This is a genomic window from Campylobacter concisus (assembly GCF_015230015.1).
Classification (GTDB): Bacteria; Campylobacterota; Campylobacteria; order Campylobacterales; family Campylobacteraceae; genus Campylobacter_A; species Campylobacter_A concisus_AF.
This window is the reverse complement of the sequence record NZ_JAAKZC010000008.1, coordinates 55,798-73,365: the sequence shown is the minus strand read 5'-3', so window position 1 is coordinate 73,365 and position 17,568 is coordinate 55,798. Positions and strand designations below refer to the sequence as shown.

General features: G+C 41.0%; 20 protein-coding genes and 1 pseudogene. 9 read left to right on the top strand and 12 right to left on the bottom strand.

The window, feature by feature from the left end:
- Window positions 1–29: 29 nt before the first annotated feature.
- From G6W42_RS10820 to G6W42_RS10365, 3 genes and pseudogenes are all read left to right on the top strand, one after another.
- A pseudogene (locus G6W42_RS10820) lies at window positions 30–260 on the top strand (DUF4172 domain-containing protein); the annotation flags it as partial.
- Between the two features lie 78 nt (window positions 261–338).
- Window positions 339–560 carry a hypothetical protein gene (locus tag G6W42_RS10520; RefSeq protein ID WP_242042702.1) on the top strand — a complete coding sequence of 74 codons (222 nt, stop codon included), beginning with the start codon at window positions 339–341 and terminating at the stop codon, window positions 558–560.
- Window positions 561–657: 97 nt separating this feature from the next.
- A complete protein-coding gene (locus tag G6W42_RS10365; protein WP_196779949.1) occupies window positions 658–879 on the top strand; it encodes a hypothetical protein in 222 nt (73 codons plus the stop codon).
- A 31-nt stretch (window positions 880–910) separates the two neighbouring features.
- On the opposite strand, the gene G6W42_RS05930 is transcribed toward G6W42_RS10365, so the two are convergent.
- Together G6W42_RS05930 and G6W42_RS05925 are read right to left on the bottom strand one after the other, a co-directional pair.
- On the bottom strand, window positions 911–1,405 hold the full coding sequence (locus G6W42_RS05930; RefSeq protein ID WP_194173306.1) for a hypothetical protein: 495 nt from the start codon (window positions 1,403–1,405) through the stop codon (window positions 911–913).
- A gap of 11 nt (window positions 1,406–1,416) precedes the next feature.
- Window positions 1,417–2,616, bottom strand: a complete 1,200-nt coding sequence (locus G6W42_RS05925) for a tetrahydrodipicolinate N-succinyltransferase N-terminal domain-containing protein (RefSeq protein WP_194173305.1) — start codon at window positions 2,614–2,616, stop codon at window positions 1,417–1,419.
- Window positions 2,617–2,777: 161 nt separating this feature from the next.
- Here G6W42_RS05925 and G6W42_RS10515 point away from each other — a divergent pair, with 161 nt between their 5' ends.
- Together G6W42_RS10515 and G6W42_RS10510 are read left to right on the top strand one after the other, a co-directional pair.
- Window positions 2,778–3,008, top strand: a complete 231-nt coding sequence (locus G6W42_RS10515; RefSeq protein WP_242042701.1) for a hypothetical protein — start codon at window positions 2,778–2,780, stop codon at window positions 3,006–3,008.
- A 20-nt stretch (window positions 3,009–3,028) separates the two neighbouring features.
- Entirely contained in the window at window positions 3,029–3,175 is a 147-nt protein-coding gene (locus tag G6W42_RS10510) for a DUF1440 domain-containing protein (RefSeq protein WP_242042703.1), read from the top strand.
- Between the two features lie 195 nt (window positions 3,176–3,370).
- Here the strand turns inward: G6W42_RS10510 and G6W42_RS05915 are convergent, their stop codons facing one another.
- The 6 genes from G6W42_RS05915 to thiC all read right to left on the bottom strand — a co-directional run bounded on the left by G6W42_RS05915 (window position 3,371) and on the right by thiC (window position 8,912).
- Window positions 3,371–4,060: a cytochrome-c oxidase gene (locus G6W42_RS05915; RefSeq protein WP_194173304.1), complete on the bottom strand. Its 690-nt coding sequence runs from the start codon at window positions 4,058–4,060 to the stop codon at window positions 3,371–3,373.
- 123 nt (window positions 4,061–4,183) lie between these two features.
- A complete protein-coding gene (locus tag G6W42_RS05910; protein WP_194173303.1) occupies window positions 4,184–4,648 on the bottom strand; it encodes a hypothetical protein in 465 nt (154 codons plus the stop codon).
- Window positions 4,649–4,769: 121 nt separating this feature from the next.
- Complete coding sequence (locus G6W42_RS05905) at window positions 4,770–6,107, bottom strand: PFL family protein (protein WP_194173302.1); 1,338 nt, start codon at window positions 6,105–6,107, stop codon at window positions 4,770–4,772.
- A 9-nt stretch (window positions 6,108–6,116) separates the two neighbouring features.
- The gene (locus tag G6W42_RS05900) at window positions 6,117–6,383 is read right to left on the bottom strand and encodes an ACT domain-containing protein (RefSeq protein WP_002939508.1); all 267 of its coding nucleotides are present in this window, start codon (window positions 6,381–6,383) and stop codon (window positions 6,117–6,119) included.
- A 136-nt stretch (window positions 6,384–6,519) separates the two neighbouring features.
- Entirely contained in the window at window positions 6,520–7,620 is a 1,101-nt protein-coding gene (locus G6W42_RS05895; RefSeq protein WP_194173301.1) for an Mrp/NBP35 family ATP-binding protein, read from the bottom strand.
- Entirely contained in the window at window positions 7,614–8,912 is a 1,299-nt protein-coding gene (gene thiC / locus G6W42_RS05890) for a phosphomethylpyrimidine synthase ThiC (protein ID WP_194173300.1), read from the bottom strand. Before thiC ends, G6W42_RS05895 begins: the two co-directional genes overlap by 7 nt.
- Before the next feature lie 148 nt (window positions 8,913–9,060).
- Here thiC and G6W42_RS05885 point away from each other — a divergent pair, with 148 nt between their 5' ends.
- Genes G6W42_RS05885 through G6W42_RS05870 form a run of 4 tightly spaced genes read left to right on the top strand, consistent with a single transcriptional unit; the run spans window position 9,061 to window position 12,701 of the window.
- On the top strand, window positions 9,061–10,179 hold the full coding sequence (locus G6W42_RS05885) for a bifunctional 2-C-methyl-D-erythritol 4-phosphate cytidylyltransferase/2-C-methyl-D-erythritol 2,4-cyclodiphosphate synthase (RefSeq protein WP_242042700.1): 1,119 nt from the start codon (window positions 9,061–9,063) through the stop codon (window positions 10,177–10,179).
- Complete coding sequence (locus G6W42_RS05880; RefSeq protein ID WP_194173298.1) at window positions 10,176–11,066, top strand: response regulator; 891 nt, start codon at window positions 10,176–10,178, stop codon at window positions 11,064–11,066. Before G6W42_RS05885 ends, G6W42_RS05880 begins: the two co-directional genes overlap by 4 nt.
- Window positions 11,044–12,225: a sulfate adenylyltransferase gene (locus G6W42_RS05875; protein WP_194173297.1), complete on the top strand. Its 1,182-nt coding sequence runs from the start codon at window positions 11,044–11,046 to the stop codon at window positions 12,223–12,225. Before G6W42_RS05880 ends, G6W42_RS05875 begins: the two co-directional genes overlap by 23 nt.
- Window positions 12,226–12,233: 8 nt before the next feature.
- Window positions 12,234–12,701, top strand: a complete 468-nt coding sequence (locus G6W42_RS05870; RefSeq protein ID WP_103558370.1) for a phosphatidylglycerophosphatase A family protein — start codon at window positions 12,234–12,236, stop codon at window positions 12,699–12,701.
- A 34-nt stretch (window positions 12,702–12,735) separates the two neighbouring features.
- On the opposite strand, the gene G6W42_RS05865 is transcribed toward G6W42_RS05870, so the two are convergent.
- The 4 genes from G6W42_RS05865 to G6W42_RS05850 form a co-directional block, all read right to left on the bottom strand.
- Entirely contained in the window at window positions 12,736–13,341 is a 606-nt protein-coding gene (locus G6W42_RS05865) for a hypothetical protein (protein WP_194173296.1), read from the bottom strand.
- A gap of 78 nt (window positions 13,342–13,419) precedes the next feature.
- Window positions 13,420–13,854 carry a fatty-acid--CoA ligase gene (locus G6W42_RS05860; RefSeq protein WP_194173295.1) on the bottom strand — a complete coding sequence of 145 codons (435 nt, stop codon included), beginning with the start codon at window positions 13,852–13,854 and terminating at the stop codon, window positions 13,420–13,422.
- The gene (gene ccsA / locus G6W42_RS05855; protein ID WP_194173294.1) at window positions 13,855–16,950 is read right to left on the bottom strand and encodes a cytochrome c biogenesis protein CcsA; all 3,096 of its coding nucleotides are present in this window, start codon (window positions 16,948–16,950) and stop codon (window positions 13,855–13,857) included.
- A 45-nt stretch (window positions 16,951–16,995) separates the two neighbouring features.
- Entirely contained in the window at window positions 16,996–17,553 is a 558-nt protein-coding gene (locus G6W42_RS05850) for a c-type cytochrome (protein WP_194173293.1), read from the bottom strand.
- Window positions 17,554–17,568 lie beyond the last annotated feature (15 nt).

Here is a 17,568-nt window from a genome sequence, read left to right as displayed (position 1 = left end):
TTCAGTGCATTGAGTAAAAATTACAAAACCTGTGGATATGGCAACATACTAACTACCCAAATTTCTCTTTCGATAAAAGAGAGATAGACACCATCATAAAAAAGCTAGAGCAAAATCACGAAATTTTAAAAGAGATAACAAATAAAATCAACAGAAACGATCTTTTAAAGGCGCAAATTAGCACACTTGAAGATAAAATAATAAGCTCATCTCTCATAGAGGGCGAGAAACTTAATAGATCAAGCATTCGCTCATCGGGAAAAAAGAGACTAGATGAAAATTTTGACTGGCCAGCTGACACTTATGCGACTAGACATAGCGATAATCTAGTCTCGCTAATGCTTGATACAATTTTAAACAAAGCTCCTATGAACTTCGAGCGGCTACATGGCTGGCACAATGCCTTGTTTGAATATAGCCAAAGCAAAGCTTACAAGATAAAAAGAGCTAAATTTAGAGATGATGAGATGAGCGTAGTCTCAGCTCCTTCAAAAAATGTGCAAATCCACTATGAAGCCTTGCCAGCAGAGCGCGTAGAATATGAGATGAGAAATTTTTAAATTTTATCAATAAAAGCTTCGAAAACGCCTATGTAAAAAGCGCCTTAGCGCACATTTGGTTTGTGATCATCCATCCTTATGATGACGGCAACGACTCATGGCAAGGGCTTTGGCACACTACTGCTTGGCTAGTGAAAGCATTAAGCCGTTTTCTATCCCGAGCATTATTTACGCAAATAAAAAAGTTTATTATGAAATTTTAGAGCAAACAACAAAGCTTGAAAATAATTCAAATTTTGACTTTACGACATGGATAAAGTGGCATTTAGAGGCGGTAAATAGAGCCATAAGACAAGCTATAAGCTCATTAAAAAGATAAAATTTCTATCAAAATTTAAGAGCCAAAGCCCTTAAATTTTATCTTTAGTTAGGATTTTTGCGAGCTGCTCTTTGATCTCGTCATCAAATTCACTAACACTTATCACGCTTCTGCTCTCACACATCTTAGCGTCATTTACCTCACAGTAGCCACTTAGCGCGTTTTTGTATCCACCCCTTATGCAAGCCTCTCTATCTTCTAAAAATCCAGCCCCACCAAGGATCAGCACGCCAAGGTCAAAGCCGATCTTAAATTTTGCGCTTGCCGAGCTTTTTATCCAGCTTAAAAATATCTCATCATATCTTAGTCCAAGCGCACCAACGCCATCTGGCACGACCAATATATCCACGCCATAAAGGCTCTCGGCGTAAATTTCAGGATGAAGTCTAACGCCAAATTCATCGACTATTTCAGGCTTTAGAGCGTAGGTTTTGATGTTAAAACCTTCAAATTTATGTAAAAAATCATAAATTTTGGCAAAGCTTAACAAATTTATCTTGTCAAACATCAAAATGCCAACTTTCATGTTAGCTCCTTTTAATGAAGTGCCTCATTTAGCTTGATCGCCCTTTTGCTCGCACTCGCGGTGATCTGTCCTGTTTGGCTATTTTGTCTAAAATGAAGCCCGTTTAGCCCGCCAAGCTCAAGCGCTTTGTAAATTTCAGCTTCAAATTTAAACTCTGGATTTATCTTAGCTAGCTTTTCGCGCTCGCTTGCCGAGATATAGACCTTTGTGCCCTCAAGCACCGCTATGCCAGCATCCACGATGCAGTTATCACCAAGTGGCACGCCAGTGACTGAGTTTGCGCCGAGCAAGCAGTGTTTGCCGATGCTTACAGGGTTGCCGTTTGTGCCGCTTAGCACGCCAAGTATGCTCGCACCTCCGCCAACGTCACTACCCTCGCCCACTACGACAGAGCTGCTGACCCTGCCCTCGACCATCACGCCGCCAGTCGTACCTGCGTTAAAGTTGATGTAAGCAGCCCCTGGCATGACGACCGTGCCAGGATGCACAGCAGCACCCATGCGGACTTTGGCAGCGTCTAAAATTCTCGTGTTATCAGCTGGGATGATGTGACTTAAAAATCTTGGAAATTTATCCACGCTCACGATCACTGGATACTCGCCAAACATCTTTAGAGAAATTTCATTTTCTCTTAGCCACTCAAGCTCGATCGGTATGTTTTGGCTAGTCCATGCGACATTTGGTAGCACTCCAAATGCTCCATCAAGCACGATCGTCCTAGGTGCGACCTTGCCAAGTGAGATCAAGTAGAGCTTGAGATAGACGGCCTCCACGCTAAGTGGCTTTGCGTCGTCGAACAAAAATACAAGCTTAAATTTATTCTCATTTAGCTCAAGATCGTCCTCAAATGCCATCTTCACAGCGTGTAAATTCTCCACATTTTTGTGTGATTTTATATCTTTTTCAAAGACGCTAAAGAGCTTGCCAGCCTTTTTTGCCACCTTTGGTGTGAGATCGGCTACGAACTCGTGAACGCTAAAATCAACCTCAACATCGCACTTTTGCAAGGCATAGATAAAGGCAGCCGCGCTTAAAAAGCTCTCTTTATAATTTACAACGGCGTAACTTGCTTGCAAAATTTTGTCGCTATTTTTTTGTCCGCGATCGACTCTTGCGATACCAAAAGCGAGCGGGTCTTTGTAGCCATCTTTTTTTCTAAATTCTTCAAAAAATTCCTTAAATTCGTTTGCGTCTTTGAACTCTTTAGACATCTATTCTCCTTTAATTTTTTTCTTAGTCTAGCCAAAAATGGCTAAAAATTTTATGATTTTAAAGCATTTGAGTTTTTGATAAATTTATAAATTATAATAATGATTAATCTTATCATAAAGAAAATAGAAACAAAATGGCACGAATTTTACAAGGAGAGAAAATGTCAAATTTAGCTACCAAACCAAAATTTGCCTTAGCTGCGTTGATCGGCCTCGTCGCTGGCGTAGTTTCGGCTTTTGTCAAATGGGGCGCAGAAGTGCCGCTTCCACTAAAAACCACTTGGATATGTTTAAGAAAGTGCCGTCAGAGCGGCAGATGCGATCGACTGCTCGAGAAATTTTCTAAATCCCCTTATGTATTTTTTCAAATGCTGCTATTTACGAGTTTGTAGGGCATGCCTTTAACTACGTGATGCTAACGCACATCATATTTTCAGTCATCTTTGCCGTTGGTTACTGCATTGTGGCTGAGAAATTTCCAAAGATCACGATGTGGCAAAGCGTAATGGCAGGCATTTTAGCAACTATCGCAATTCATGGCATCTCACTGCCACTCTAGACACTTCCTTGGCATGAGTATGTCTCTGAGTTTGTAGGTCACATGATCTGGTTTTAGTCTATAGAGATCATCCGCCACGATCTAAGAGCTAGGATCACACAAGAAAAAGATCCAAGCGACTGCTACAACGCATAGCTTGTAAATTTGCTGTCTTAGGCGCAAAACCTAAAACAGCAACTAAATTTAGCCCGCCACTTAAAAGCAGAATTTCTCATCAGTGCCATTTTGCTTGCGCATAGCTTTAAAGTTAGCAAGGTTATCCTTATCCAAAAAGTAATCTTTCTCTTTTTTATTGCGACTTTCTAGCTTTTCTATGCCTTTTGCAAGGGCTGCTTTTCTGTCTTCGTGAGGTGAGCTAAATTCTGGAGAAAACATCGCTTCATAGGCATTTTTCTTAGTCCATTCAAGCGCTTTGTCAGCGATCTCTTGTTGTTTTTTGATATCGCAAAATGCATAAGGATTGACCACGTCGCCAACAAGCTTCATAAACGCTCCTATCGCAGCCACCACGTCAGTAAATTTCTCACCCTCCATGTCTATGACGCCTCTTAGCAATATCGCGCGGTTTTTTGCCACGTAAAACCAAAATACCGCATCATCGCGAAGTCCGAGGTCATAAGCGCGAGCTGAGAGAACAAAAAGAGTTATCGGAGATACCATTTGCGGAGCGTCCTGCACGATCTTTTCAGCCTTTTTGAAGTCCTCTTCTTTGCCGCTTTTTAAAAGCTCATCTATCTTGTCATAGACCTTCACAAACTCCACTTTGCCAGCACTTGCTGAGTAGTATGGTGTCACGTAGATATCCACACTTCTTACCTTGCCGTCATTTGCTGCTGCGCTTCCTATACTAAGGCAAAGTGCCGCTAAAAATCCCAAAATTTTCATCTAAGCTCCTTAATGCATAAATTTTGGTGCTATTTTAACCAAAAGCAGTTGAAAAGTTGGGGTAAATTTAGGAGGCAAACTCTATTTTTATGAATAAAAGAGACAAAAAAATACAGAAATCTCCTAACGAACAATTTTATTAATTTCTCTTTTTAGCCTATCTTCTTCTTTTTCTTTTTTCATAATAATGTCTGCTTTTTCACGCAATTCCATCCTTCTTTTTATTGCTTTTAATCTAGCAAATCTATTAAATTTACTTTTATATTTAAATGAAAAGTAGAAATGCGGTGCCAAGAGCAAGATTACCACTATCAATGGAATATAGTCGTTAATAGTAGGGCTATATCTATCAAATATTTTAAATATGCAAATTGCAAGCACGACAAGGGTAAGAAACCAGAATGAATATGTTGAATTTAACGCCCATACGATATCTTTTATACGCCACTTTATTTTTAATATTTTATTTTGAAGATAAAGCTCTATCAGTAATATTATGGGCGAGAGAAAAAACAAAATAAGCATCTTAACTACTGGAGTCGAGATTATTACTGATTGACCTACCCTATCTGTTCGAATACGTGGCATAGAAAATTCTTTATATATTGTAATTTATGAAAGATTGAATTATAACAAAAAATAAATAAAAATTAATTATTTTTAAATAAGCAAATTCATTAAAGTCCGCAAATTTAAAGCGGACTTTGAATTAGTTTTTAAAACTATGAATAGGCGCTGGAATTTGTCCGCCACGAGCGATGAAGTCTGCACTTGAAGCCTTATTTATCTTCATCACAGGTGCTCTTCCTAAAAGACCGCCAAACTCGATCATATCGCCCTCTTTACCTAAAGGTATGATACGAACAGCCGTTGTTTTTTGATTTATAACGCCGATAGCCACCTCATCAGCGATCATCGCAGCAATACTTTGGCTTGGCGTATCTGCAGGTATGGCGATCATATCAAGTCCCACCGAGCATATCGCCGTCATCGCTTCAAGCTTTTCTAAATTTAGTGATCCCGCGCGCACCGCAGCTATCATGCCCTCATCTTCTGAAACTGGGATAAAAGCACCACTTAGACCGCCCACTTGATTGCACGCCATAACTCCGCCTTTTTTGACCGCATCATTTAGGAGAGCAAGTGCTGCAGTCGTGCCGTGCGTACCAACAGCCTCTAGCCCCATCTCCTCAAGCACACGAGCCACCGAGTCGCCCACAGCTGGCGTTGGAGCAAGAGAGAGATCGACGATACCAAATTTAACCCCAAGGCGCTCGCTAGCCATTTGACCGACTAGCTGGCCGATACGAGTGATCTTAAAAGCTGTCTTTTTCACAGTCTCAGCCACCACGTCAAAGCTCTCACCACGCACCTTTTCAAGCGCTCTTTTTACGACACCTGGGCCTGAAACGCCGACATTTATCACCACATCAGCCTCGCCCACGCCGTGAAATGCGCCAGCCATGAAAGGGTTGTCCTCGACTGCGTTTGCAAAGACAACAAGCTTCGCACAGCCCATCTCTGAAGCTGCCGCCGTCTCTTTTATGATACGTCCCATGTCACGTACTGCGCTCATATTTATACCACTTTTTGTTGAGCCGACATTGACGCTTGAGCACACTTTTGCGGTCTGTGCGAGTGCTTGTGGGATAGAATTTATCAAAATTTCATCGCCCTTTTGATAGCCCTTTTGCACTAGAGCTGAAAAACCACCTATAAAATCAATACCAACTTCAATAGCCGCCCTATCAAGCGTCTTTGCGATCATCACGTAGTCTTTTGCATCCGTTGCGGCGCCGATTATCGAGATAGGCGTCACGCTCACTCTTTTATTGACGATTGGTATGCCTAGTTCAGCGGAAATTTCGTTGCCCACACGAACTAGGTCTTTGGCTTTAGTGGTGATTTTTGCGTAAATTTTGTCGCAGGCCTTGCCCATGTCAGGATCGATGCAGTCAAGCAAACTGATGCCCATCGTGATCGTTCTGATGTCAAAATTTTGCTCCTCGATCATCGAGATCGTTTCGGTTACGTTTTTAATATCCATCTTTTGTCCTTAAATTTTGTGCATAGCATCAAAAATGGCTGAGCTTTGGATATTTATCTTTACTTTTAGGCTCTCTCCAAGCTTATCTAGCTCCGCTCTTAGGGCCGTAAAGTCCTTATTTTCATCACTTGAAACCACCGCCATCATCGTGAAAAAGTCGCTCAAAATAGTCTGGCTTATATCATCTATGTTTAGCCCTAGCTCGCTAAGCTTTGCTGAAACGCCAGCAACGATGCCTACCCTATCTTTTCCGACTACGGTTACGATCGCTTTCATCTTTTCTCCTGTTAAATTTTAAATTTTCTATATAAAGTGCATTTTGGCTCCAAAATTTAAGCCCTGCATCAAGCAAAGCCAAATTTTGGTAGCCAAATTTAATTAAAATTTGCTCTAAATTTTATCTTTTACAAATTTACTTCGAGCAAGCACTCTTGCCGTCATTTACTGGCTGGATCGCTGAGTTGTCAGCCCCGCCGCCGTTATTTATATTTTCTATTATCTCCCAAAGCCTTACAGCTGCGCTCTCATAGCGCTTTGCAGTGACTGAGTTTGGCTCGTAAAAGCTAACTGGCTTGCCACTATCGCCGCCCACACGAACTGCTGGCTCGATAGGAATTTCGGCTAAAATTTGAGTGTTGTAAGCCTTTGCCACCTCTTCAGTCGTGCCTTTGCCAAAGATATCATACTCTTTGCCGTTATCTGGGCAGATGAAGCCACTCATGTTCTCTATGACACCAGCGATTGGGATGTGAAGCTTCTCAAACATATCAAGCGCACGTTTGCTATCATCAAGTGCGACCACTTGTGGCGTTGTGACGCAGACACCTGCCGTTACTGGCACGCTTTGAGCTAGAGTTAGCTGCGCGTCACCCGTTCCTGGAGGCATGTCAAGAAATAGCACGTCAAGCTCGCTCCAAAGCACGTCTCTTAGCAACTGCTCGATCGCTTTCATGATCATCGAACCTCTCCAAATAAGACTCATGCCCTCTTCCATTAAAACACCCATACTCATCATCTCGACACCATGGCTAAGGATTGGTTTTAACTTATTGCCAACGACTTGTGGCTGAGTATTTACTTCGCCAAGCATTCTTGGGATATTTGGTCCGTAGATATCAGCGTCTAAAATTCCCACTTTTTTGCCTAGTTTTGCCATTGAGATGGCTAAATTTAGCGTTGTGGTTGATTTGCCAACGCCGCCTTTCCCTGAGCTTACCATTACGAAATTTTTAACTTGAGGTGCTATATTTTTGCCACTTTGGCTGTTACTTTTCTCCTCAGGCATCTTTGGCTGGATCAAATTTAGCACGTACTCGTTTGAGCCCATGACACGTTTTATGTCCGCTTTTAGCTCATTTGCCACGTCAGAGCTTGAGCTAACGATCTCGACTTCGATTAAAATTTTATCGCCGATCTGCACATTTTTTACAAAGCCAAAGCTAACTATATCCTTCTCAAATCCCGGATATATGACACCTTTTAGTCTGTTTAAGACCTCTTCTTTATTTAACATTTTTCTCCTTTTTCTAGATCTTTTGAAATTTTATATGCACAAAATTTTGGTCCGCACATCGAACAAAAATGCGCGCTCTTAAACGCATCTTCTGGCAAGCTCTCATCGTGAAGCTCTCTAGCCTTTTTTGGATCAAAGCTAAGCTCAAACTGCTTGTTCCAGTCAAATGCGTATCTCGCGTCACTCATCGCATGGTCTTTTTCGATAGCTCCAGCCTTGCCAAGCGCGACGTCTGCGGCATGAGCTGCTATCTTGTGAGCTACGATGCCCTCTCTTACGTCATTTTCGTTTGGTAAGCCAAGGTGCTCTTTTTGCGTCACGTAGCAAAGCATGCTAGCGCCGTGATATGCTGCCATCGTGCCGCCTATTGCCGACGTGATATGGTCATACCCAGCACCAATATCGCTAACAAGCGGCCCAAGCACGTAAAATGGGGCGTCATGGCAGAGCTCTTGTTCGATTTTCATATTATACTCAATTTGACTTAATGGCACATGACCAGGACCCTCTATCATCACCTGCACATCTTTCTGCCACGCACGAAGTGTTAGCTCTCCAAGCACCTTTAGCTCGCTAAGCTGCGCCTCATCTGTCGCGTCATAAAGACATCCCGGGCGAAGTCCATCACCAAGCGAGAGCGAGACGTCATATCTAGCGCAAATTTCTAAAATTTGATCAAAAATTTCATAAAATGGATTTTGCCTATTTAGCTTTGACATGTAGCTAGCGCTTAGGCTGCCACCGCGGCTTACTATGCCCATTTTACGCTTTTTAACAAGCGGTAAAAACTCGCGCAAAAAGCCAGCATGTATCGTAAAGTAACTAACCCCTTGCCTTGCTTGCTTCTCTAGCACGCTTAAAATTAGCTCATTTGTGATATTTGTAACCTCTTTTGCCTCTTTTAAAATTTCATACATCGGCACTGTGCCAACTGGCACGCTTGAGTGCTCGATGATAGCGCTTCTAATGGCATCCAAATCGCCGTCCGTGCTTAGATCCATAACCGTATCAGCACCAAACTCTAAGCAAATTTCAAGCTTTCTAAGCTCCGCGCAAATGTCGCTGCTTAGGCTTGAGTTGCCGATATTTGCATTAACCTTTGTCTTTAGCTTTCTGCCTATGCCCATTGGCTTTAAATTTGTGTGATTTACATTTGCTGGGATGATGATCCTGCCGTTTGCCACCTCATCCATGAGCAAATTTTCGCCTATCCCCTCGACCTTAGCCACATAGCTCATCTCCTTTGTGAGCTCACCACGCCTAGCATAATACATCTGCGTCTTATCTCTCATGAGTAGCCTTTTTAAATTTATAAAAAGCTAATTTTAGTCCTTTTTATATTTGAACTAACTAAATAAATCTAAATTTCTACTCTTTTTTAAAAAGATTTTTTCAAGTTTTAGAATGTATAATTCCGTAACAATCTTCAAAGGAGCTACCTTGCTTGATATCTCACTTATAATGCTTGGAGCCGGAAATTCTAGCCGTTTTGAGCTACCTGTAAAGAAACAATGGCTTCGTATAGGCAGTGACCCACTTTGGCTATTTGCTACTAAAAATTTGAGTAACTTTTACACATTTAAAGAGATCATCGTCGTTAGTAAAGAGTGCAAATATATGTCTAAATTTGCTCCAAATTATAAATTTGTTGATGGCGGCGAGACAAGACAAGATAGCCTAAAAAACGCACTTGAGCTAGTAAGTAGCGAATTTGTCCTAGTTAGTGACATCGCGCGCCCTTGCATATCAAGCGAGCTCTTTCACAAGATCATCGAGGCGGCCACTCAGGCTGACTGCGTAGTGCCTGCGCTAAAGATCGCTGACACTGCCTATCTTGGCGAAAATGCAATCGATAGAGAGAAGGTAAAGCTTATCCAAACACCGCAGCTCTCGCGCACAGCACTTCTTAAAAAAGCTCTTAGTAGCGGTGAAATTTACACAGATGATAGCTCGGCTATGAGAGCCATAGGCGCAAGTGTTTGGCACATCTTGGGCGATGAGATGGCTAGAAAGATCACTTTTAAAGAGGACCTTGCCAAAATTTCAGCCCTAAAAGCACCAGAAAACGAGCTCTTTGTAGGAAACGGCTTTGACGTGCATGAGTTTGAAAAGGGCCGTCCGCTTGTGCTTTGTGGCGAAAAGATCGACTATGAGTTTGGGCTAAAGGCTCACAGCGACGGCGACGTGGCACTTCATGCGCTAACAGACGCCATCTTGGGAGCTGCTGGGCTTGGCGACATAGGCGAACTTTTTCCTGATACGGACGCTAAATTTAAAGATATTAGCTCTATTTATCTGCTGCAAGAGGCCTATAAAAGAGTGCAAAGCGTGGGCTTTGTGCTAACAAATGCTGATATCACGATAATGGCTCAAAAGCCAAAACTTTCAAAACTAAAATCAAAAATGGAGGCAAACATCGCGCAGGCTTTAAATTTAAGCCAGAGCCGCATAAATGTAAAGGCGACGACGACTGAGGGGCTTGGCTTTGTCGGTAGATGTGAGGGGATCGCTGTCATGGCAAGTGCTAGCCTTAAATTTTACAACTGGACACAAATATGAAAATTTTAATAGTAGAAAACGAAATTTACCTAGCTGGCTCGATGGCTAGCAAACTAGCTGACTTTGGCTACGACTGCGAGATCGCAAAGAGCGTCAAAGAGGCTTTGAAATTTGAAAATTTTGACGTAGTGTTACTTTCTACCACACTCCCGGGGCAAGACTTCTACCCTGTCATAGAGAAATTTAAAAGCTCTATCATCATCTTACTCATCGCCTACATCAACAGCGACACCGTGCTAAAGCCGATACAAGCGGGCGCGGTGGATTACATCCAAAAGCCATTTATGATAGAAGAGCTTGTTAGAAAGATAAGACATTTTGAAGAGTTTAGAGGCTTTAAAAACGAGATCAAAAACTACGAAAACTATATAAATTTCGCCCTAAAAGACTACGAGATACCTTGTTTTGAAGCTAAAAAGATCAAATTTCCACTTCTTTTAAAATCAAGCAAAAATGGCTACAGCGATAAATTTATCTTTAACTATGTAAAGGCAAACAAAACGCCATTTTTGTTTTTGGGCAAAGCCTGTTTTAGCGAGCTTGAAAAAGCACTTTCTCAAAGTGGCAACGAGCTAATATACATCACAAATCTTGAAGAGCTAAAAGAGGATGAAAAAGAGAAAATTTTAGAGCTTTGCAAAAAGAAAAAAGTAGCTATCCAAACTAGCGATTTTGCGCAAAGTGCGCCATTTGAGGAGCTTGAACTCTCAATCCGAGATAAAAACTTTGACATCGGCGAGATCGTCACGATCGATGAATATATAAAATATATCATAGTCAATTATCAAGATAAATTCCCCGACACCGAGCTAAGCAAAAAGCTTGGAATTTCTAGAAAATCACTTTGGGAAAAGAGAAAAAAATATGACGTCAGCAAGAAAAAGTAGTGAAATTTCTATAAACACAGAAGTTTTTGGCGCCTTAGAGCTTATCAAAAACAAAATTCTCTCAAATTTTAGTGCCCTGATGAACGATGAGCAGATCAAAGAGGTGGCAAAAAAGGGCTACTTTAACGGCGAGCCGATGCCATACTCTTTTGGCTTTGCCCCATTTGGCGAGATCAATCAAAATATCGCTAGCAAGCTGCATGCTGGGCAAAGAGTAAATTTAAATATGGACGGCAATATCGTTGGGCACATCGACGTAGCAAAGGTCTTTAAATTTGACGAGAGCATGCGAGCTAAAAATATATTTTTAGCAAATGAATCAAACAGCGAAATGTCGCTAAATTTAGGCAAATACGGTATAAGTGGCGAGTTTGAGCTATATGATGAGAGCTTGCAAATAAGCAAAGATGCGCTAAATGAGCTGATAAGAGAGAGTGGCGCAAAGAAAATAACGGCTGTCTTTTTAACAGCTGATCCATTTAACCGTGCGCATGAACGCCTAGTTAGGATGACCATCGACAAGGCCGATCTAGTCGTCGTTTTTCTGGTAAGAACGCGCGAAGAGAGGCATATTGATTACGAGATCAGAAAGCAGGTGCTTGACTTTTTCAACCAAAACTATCTGCCAACAAAAAAGGTCTTTGTCTTTGCACTAAAAAACACGACCCTTTTTAGCTCACACGCCAATCCGACACTTGAGTGCATCGCAGCCTCAAGGCTTGGAGCAAACAAGCTTGTCATCGGACAAAACCACTCTGGCATCGGAATGTTTTTTGACCACAACGAAGCGCACACGATCCTTGATATCTACAAAAACGACCTAAATTTAGACGTGATCGTCCTTCCTGAGCTAGTTTATTGCAACAAGTGTAAGACGCTAGTTAGTACCAAAAGCTGCCCGCACGGACAGCATCACCAGATCAAATACCACCCAGACGTGATCAAAGAGCTGCTATTTAACGGCATCATGCCACCAGCCATACTAGTAAGACCTGAAATTTCAGCGCTCATCTTAAGCAAGCTTTATGTAAATCGCTTCAAAGATATACAAAAGCTCTGCGACGATCTTTTTGTAAATTCTGGTTTGCTTGAAAACAAGACCGACCGAGACTTTTACGAGGAGCTCATGAAGCTTTATCAGACATCATCACTCACTTAAGGAAATTTATGCAAAAGCTATTTTTGACATTTTTTGGATTTGGACTTTTACCAAAGGCGCCTGGCACTTGGGGCTCGGTGGCTGGAGCTGTGGCAGCTTATTTTGTGTTATATTTTTTCTCAGCGACCACGCTTTTACTGGCTAGCATTTTGCTATTTTTGGTAAGCATTAGTGTTATTGATGATTTTGAAAAAAAGGTAAATTCACACGACGAGAGCTTTATCGTGATCGACGAAGTTGCCGGCGTTTGGCTCGCTATCGCCATTAGCGGAGCGACGATCTCTCAGCTAGTTCTCTCTCTCGTACTTTTTAGGGTGCTTGATATCAAAAAACCATCGATCATTGGCAGGATCGACCGCAACGTAAAGGGCGGACTTGGCGTTATGGGCGATGATATGGTCGCTGGATTTTTCGCTGGCATTATTAGCGCGATGATATATGGCGTAGCTATGAAATTTGGCGTAGTTTTACCGTAAGCCAAGCTAGCTATCTTGCTGGCTCTTTTTAAATTTAGCCCTCTCTGCTCTTTTTCCATTTTAAAAACTCATCCCACTCTTCTTTTGAGACTAGAACTTTGTCGCTAAAATTTTTCTCATCCTTGCCGAGAAATTTGTCTTTGTCATAAATTTTTCTAAAGACGATCATATTATAAAGTGAAAATCTAAGCTCTTCAAAAAGGCTTAAATTTTTAACATTTTCAGGGGTTATCTCATTGCCATTTTTATCGCTATTTTTACCACCAAAAAACAGCAAATAAACAAGCGGAGTCATAAAGTTAAATCTTAAAAGTAACGCCAAGAAGCAGTTTATAAAGCCGTGATTGTATTTAATGCAAACACAAAAACCAAAAACAGCGTAAATAGCCATTATAAAAAGCATGACATAAAATATGTAAGATAGCCCAGTATCGTTTGAAATGCCAAAATACTCGGCCGCTTCACTAAAAATAGCTACAGATATAGGAAATATCACGAGCGGAAAGATAAGATGTAGGCCAACTAGGTCAAATTTACTCAGATAAACTTTTATATTTCGCCTGCCAGCCAAGATCATAAACAAAATAGCTAGCACTATCGGCACGAAGATCAAACTAGCATAGAGATCATTGATGTCCAAATTGCACTCCTATTTTTGCTTTGTAAATTTGAGTTTTGCTAACGACGTTTTGCGTTCTTAAATTTAAAAAAGCTAAATTTACCTACGATTTTTGCGGTTTTCTATGCCTATCCTCTCGCTATCTTCGATCTCTGCAACATAGCTTGGATTTTTCTTTTTAGCCTCTTTGTCTAAAAAGCTAATAAGCTTTGCATCGGCATTTTGGTGAGAGCAGATGAGGATTATAAAATTTATGTAGTTGCTAGCTTCTTTTGGAGCGACCTGATTTTTTTTCGCTGGTATTATAAATTTCTCTCCAAAAATTTGTATAAGCTCGAAAAGCTCATTTTTGCTTAGAGTTTTATCGCTAGCAAGTTCTTCAAGCTTTTCGATCGTGATCTCTTCTTCGATTTGGAGCTCTGGACCTCTTGCCAAGACTTGATGATCTTTGTTTTTTAGCAAAAGATAGATTAGAGCACAAATGGCCACTATAAGCAAAAAAACAAAAAAGACTATCAAGCCTTTAAGAAGCATCTATAGCCTTGTGCAAAGAGAGCGTTTTGTAAATGCAAGAACGCTCATCGCTATCATTGCAATGATGCTTATCCAGACGAAATCAGGCACCGGAAGCGGATCTCCAGCTGCGTATGAGTGCATGCCAGCTAGATAGAAATTTACTCCAAAATAGGTCATTATGATCGACCAATAGGCAAAAAATGATGCAACAGCAAATGCGTATTGATTATTAAGCTTTGGTATAAATCTCATGTGAAGCACTGCCGCATAGACAAGGATCGAAACTAGCGCCCAAGTCTCCTTGCTATCCCAGCCCCAGTATCTACCCCAACTCTCATTTGCCCAAACGCCACCCAAAAAGTTTCCAAGCGTGAGCAAGCTAAGACCTAGTATCATCGCCATCTCATTTATGCGTGTTGCTTCAGTGATATTGCGCGCGATCTCTGCATTTGGCTTTTTCTTGTTTTGCAAGATGATAAGCAGCAAAGTAAAGCCTCCAAGCAGTGAGCAAAGACCTAAAAATCCATAACTTGCAGTTATGATAGAGACGTGGATAGTTAGCCAGTAGCTCTGAAGTACAGGCACAAGTGTCGTGATCTGCGGATCCATCCAGCTAAGGTGAGCGACAAACAGCGTAACGCCAGCTAATATAGATGTAAGCGCAAGTGCGATCGGACTACGTTTTGCAAAGATGATGCCTGAAAGTCCAAGCGCCCAAGCGATATAGACCATCGACTCGTAGGCGTTACTCCAAGGGGCGTGCTCGGCGATGTACCAGCGAAGTCCAAGACCTACTGTGTGCGCAAGAAAAGCTAGTAAATTTATAATATATACGGCTTTAACTATGCCATTTATCTGCACTTTTGGTGCTAGCATCTTGACAAAAACAAATAGTAAAAGCGCAAGTCCAGCCAAAAGATATATCGGCGTCAAGCGGTCAAATACTTGAAATTTATTAAATAGAATTTCTATGTCTATCTTTTTCTCACTTGGCATGACGGCAGAGCCGTATTTGTGCTGATAGGCTGAAATTTTCTCAAGCGCCGCATCCGCCTTACTCCAGTCATTATCCTTTGAGGCTGCATCAACAGCTGAAAAATACTCTCTCATCATGCCAACTACTAGCTCAGCCTCTTTTGGCGAGAAGTACATCATCGCACTAGCTGGCGAATACCAAGAATTTGATGGATCATCTTGTTTTGGGAAAATTTTGAAAATTTCACCGATAAATATCATATAAAATACATTTAGTCTCTCGTCGATCTTTATCACATCTTTGTCAAAAGTATTGCGTGAGCCTGGGTGTTTGCGGTTTGCTATCTCGGCAAATTTTGTTAGTTTATACTCGCTTCTACCATCTTTTGTCGCTTTAAAAAATTCATCAAAGCTTGCGTATCTTGCATTTTCATTGACGCCTAGCTCTTTTTTTAGCTCCTTGCTTTGACCAAGTGCGATGATCTTCTCATTTCGCCAAAAATCAGGCGTTACCATTATAGAAAGCATCGCTTGGTTTGAATTTAGGCTACCTATGCTCTCGCCTCTGTGAATTTTGTTTAAAACCTCTTTGCTAAGCGTATCAAATGGTTTCATCCTGCCATCTGGACTTTGCACGATAAGCCTAGCAAGCTTGTCTGCATGCTCTTTGCTGATGTGCGGTAAGAAGTCCTCAGCCTTTAGCGAGCTAAAATTTAAGCCTAAAAGCAAGACCGCTATGAGTGCAGCTACTTTTTTGCCGCTTTTTGTTGATTCATTATCTATTAGTTTTGCTAGCTTTCTAAAGCGGCTGTTAGGGTTTATGACATTTAGCAAGAAGCCAAGACCTAGCAAAAAGTAGCCGATATATGTCGGGATCTTGCCTGGGTCTTTATTGACAGAGAGGATCGTGCCTTTCTCGTCAGTATCGTATGAGCTTTGGAAAAATCTATATCCATCATAATCAAGCACGTGGTTCATATAAATTCTATAATCAAACCCCGGATCATTTGTGCCATCTTTTACCACAACCTCGCTTGAGTAGCTCATAGGAGAATTTGAGCCAGGATATCTTTTTAGCTCAAAGTCCTTTAGGTAGAGGCTAAATGGGAGTTTTATCTGCTGAGCTCCCCATGAAGCGTTAAATTTCTGTCCAGCCACGGCGATACGTGAAGGCTCCATTAGGTTGTAAAATACATGCATCTCTCTACTCTCACCTTTGTAGTTTAGCTCAGCTATCAACGCATTAAACTCGCTATCCTTTGAGCTAACTAGCTTTCTTGTGGCGTGCGCTGAGACTAGCCTTGGGGCGAAATTTATATTTGAGATAGTATATAAGCTGCCTGTGCCAAATTCATTCACGCTGCCAGCTTTTAGCTCAGTTTTTGAGCTATCTACCATAGTAAATTTTGAAAGATCAACATTTGAAGTAACTGTGAAATTTCCATCATTTAGTCTAAAAAGAACATATTTTTTATTTTCATCTGGCTTGGCATTAAAGATAAAGCTGATATCCCCAACCCTCGCCTCTTCTTCTTCAAGTAAAAATATCTCTTCACTTTCGCTCTCGTTTGAGACTACAAACTCAACGACAGGCTTTCCGCTATCATCATTTACAAATTTATAACTTGCATTTGGCACAAATTCTTTAAATTTTAAACTGGCCTCACCGTCTGCTGTTTTTAGCTTTAGATCAAAGCCCTTCTTTACATCAGCAAGTCCTAAAGGCATAGCTGAGCTGATCTCCTCGCCTTTGTCGTTAAGCGCTGTTAAATTTATATACGAAACCTTCGTACTAACGACGTTTGAAGCAGTGTTTTCACGTATATGCATATCAGCTTCAAAGCCAAGGTATCTTGTGATGCCAGCACCTATTAAGATGACGATAAAACCTATGTGAAATATGAGCGATGGCAGTTTTTTAGGATCGATTAGGTTGTATCTAAAGATGTTAAAGGCTAAATTTATACCAAGAAGTAGTTGAATGAGCGCAAACCAGCCAGCCCCATAAACATAGTACCAAGCTGCTTCAGTGCTAGTTTTGCTCTCTATTATTGTGGCGGCTCCACTAGCTATGGCAAAGATTATCATCAAAACGATAGCTGAGCCCATACTTAAAAATAATGTTTTTGGATTTAACATCTGCTTCCTTTTATTTATATTGTGGCAAAGCTACCAAAGTGAAATTTATCTTAAATAACTGCCCTGCTTTGTTTCGGTTGAAACTGGTTTATTTTCGTTTGTATCTTGATCTGCAAGTGCGTCTTTACCTTTTAGATAAGCTAGTATTGCACCTAAGTCATTGTTTGAGACGATCTTGGCCTGGTTTTGCATCACGTTTTTACCGCTACCACCAAAGCTTGAGTCACTTCTATAAGAGATGATACTATCTTCTATATCTTTAGCATCCATGTTTTTAAGTGGTGTTGAGCCAAATGGTCTTTTATCTGCGCTTTCACCATGGCAGCTAGCACATTGTTTCTCATAAAGCTCTTTTCCTAAAGATACGCTATATCTACCTTTTCTATCAACGCCAAATTTTAAAATTCTATTATCTTTATAGCGTCTTGGATCTTCATCGACATAGACATTTATTTTTTCATTTCTGTCATTAGCCTGCTTTTTTGCCATTTCGGCAAGCTCTTTACCAAACTCACCACGAGCTTCTATATAATAAACCTGAGAAGCTGCAAAGGCATTTGCCACCAAAAAACACGCCAAAAAAGAAATTTTGATATTTTTCATGAGTTTCCTTGAAAT

Coding starts and splice junctions, on each gene's coding strand:
- G6W42_RS05895 (WP_194173301.1), bottom strand. CDS start 7,620: ATGTTAAATAAAGAAGAGGTCTTAAACAGACTAAAAGGTGTCATATAT.
- thiC (WP_194173300.1), bottom strand. CDS start 8,912: ATGAGAGATAAGACGCAGATGTATTATGCTAGGCGTGGTGAGCTCACA.
- G6W42_RS05930 (WP_194173306.1), bottom strand. CDS start 1,405: ATGAAAGTTGGCATTTTGATGTTTGACAAGATAAATTTGTTAAGCTTT.
- G6W42_RS10520 (WP_242042702.1), top strand. CDS start 339: ATGCTTGATACAATTTTAAACAAAGCTCCTATGAACTTCGAGCGGCTA.
- G6W42_RS10365 (WP_196779949.1), top strand. CDS start 658: ATGGCAAGGGCTTTGGCACACTACTGCTTGGCTAGTGAAAGCATTAAG.
- G6W42_RS05870 (WP_103558370.1), top strand. CDS start 12,234: ATGCAAAAGCTATTTTTGACATTTTTTGGATTTGGACTTTTACCAAAG.
- G6W42_RS05905 (WP_194173302.1), bottom strand. CDS start 6,107: ATGGATATTAAAAACGTAACCGAAACGATCTCGATGATCGAGGAGCAA.
- G6W42_RS05850 (WP_194173293.1), bottom strand. CDS start 17,553: ATGAAAAATATCAAAATTTCTTTTTTGGCGTGTTTTTTGGTGGCAAAT.
- G6W42_RS05910 (WP_194173303.1), bottom strand. CDS start 4,648: ATGCCACGTATTCGAACAGATAGGGTAGGTCAATCAGTAATAATCTCG.
- G6W42_RS05880 (WP_194173298.1), top strand. CDS start 10,176: ATGAAAATTTTAATAGTAGAAAACGAAATTTACCTAGCTGGCTCGATG.
- G6W42_RS05925 (WP_194173305.1), bottom strand. CDS start 2,616: ATGTCTAAAGAGTTCAAAGACGCAAACGAATTTAAGGAATTTTTTGAA.
- G6W42_RS05860 (WP_194173295.1), bottom strand. CDS start 13,854: ATGCTTCTTAAAGGCTTGATAGTCTTTTTTGTTTTTTTGCTTATAGTG.
- G6W42_RS05915 (WP_194173304.1), bottom strand. CDS start 4,060: ATGAAAATTTTGGGATTTTTAGCGGCACTTTGCCTTAGTATAGGAAGC.
- G6W42_RS05875 (WP_194173297.1), top strand. CDS start 11,044: ATGACGTCAGCAAGAAAAAGTAGTGAAATTTCTATAAACACAGAAGTT.
- G6W42_RS05900 (WP_002939508.1), bottom strand. CDS start 6,383: ATGAAAGCGATCGTAACCGTAGTCGGAAAAGATAGGGTAGGCATCGTT.
- ccsA (WP_194173294.1), bottom strand. CDS start 16,950: ATGTTAAATCCAAAAACATTATTTTTAAGTATGGGCTCAGCTATCGTT.
- G6W42_RS10510 (WP_242042703.1), top strand. CDS start 3,029: ATGCTAACGCACATCATATTTTCAGTCATCTTTGCCGTTGGTTACTGC.
- G6W42_RS10515 (WP_242042701.1), top strand. CDS start 2,778: ATGTCAAATTTAGCTACCAAACCAAAATTTGCCTTAGCTGCGTTGATC.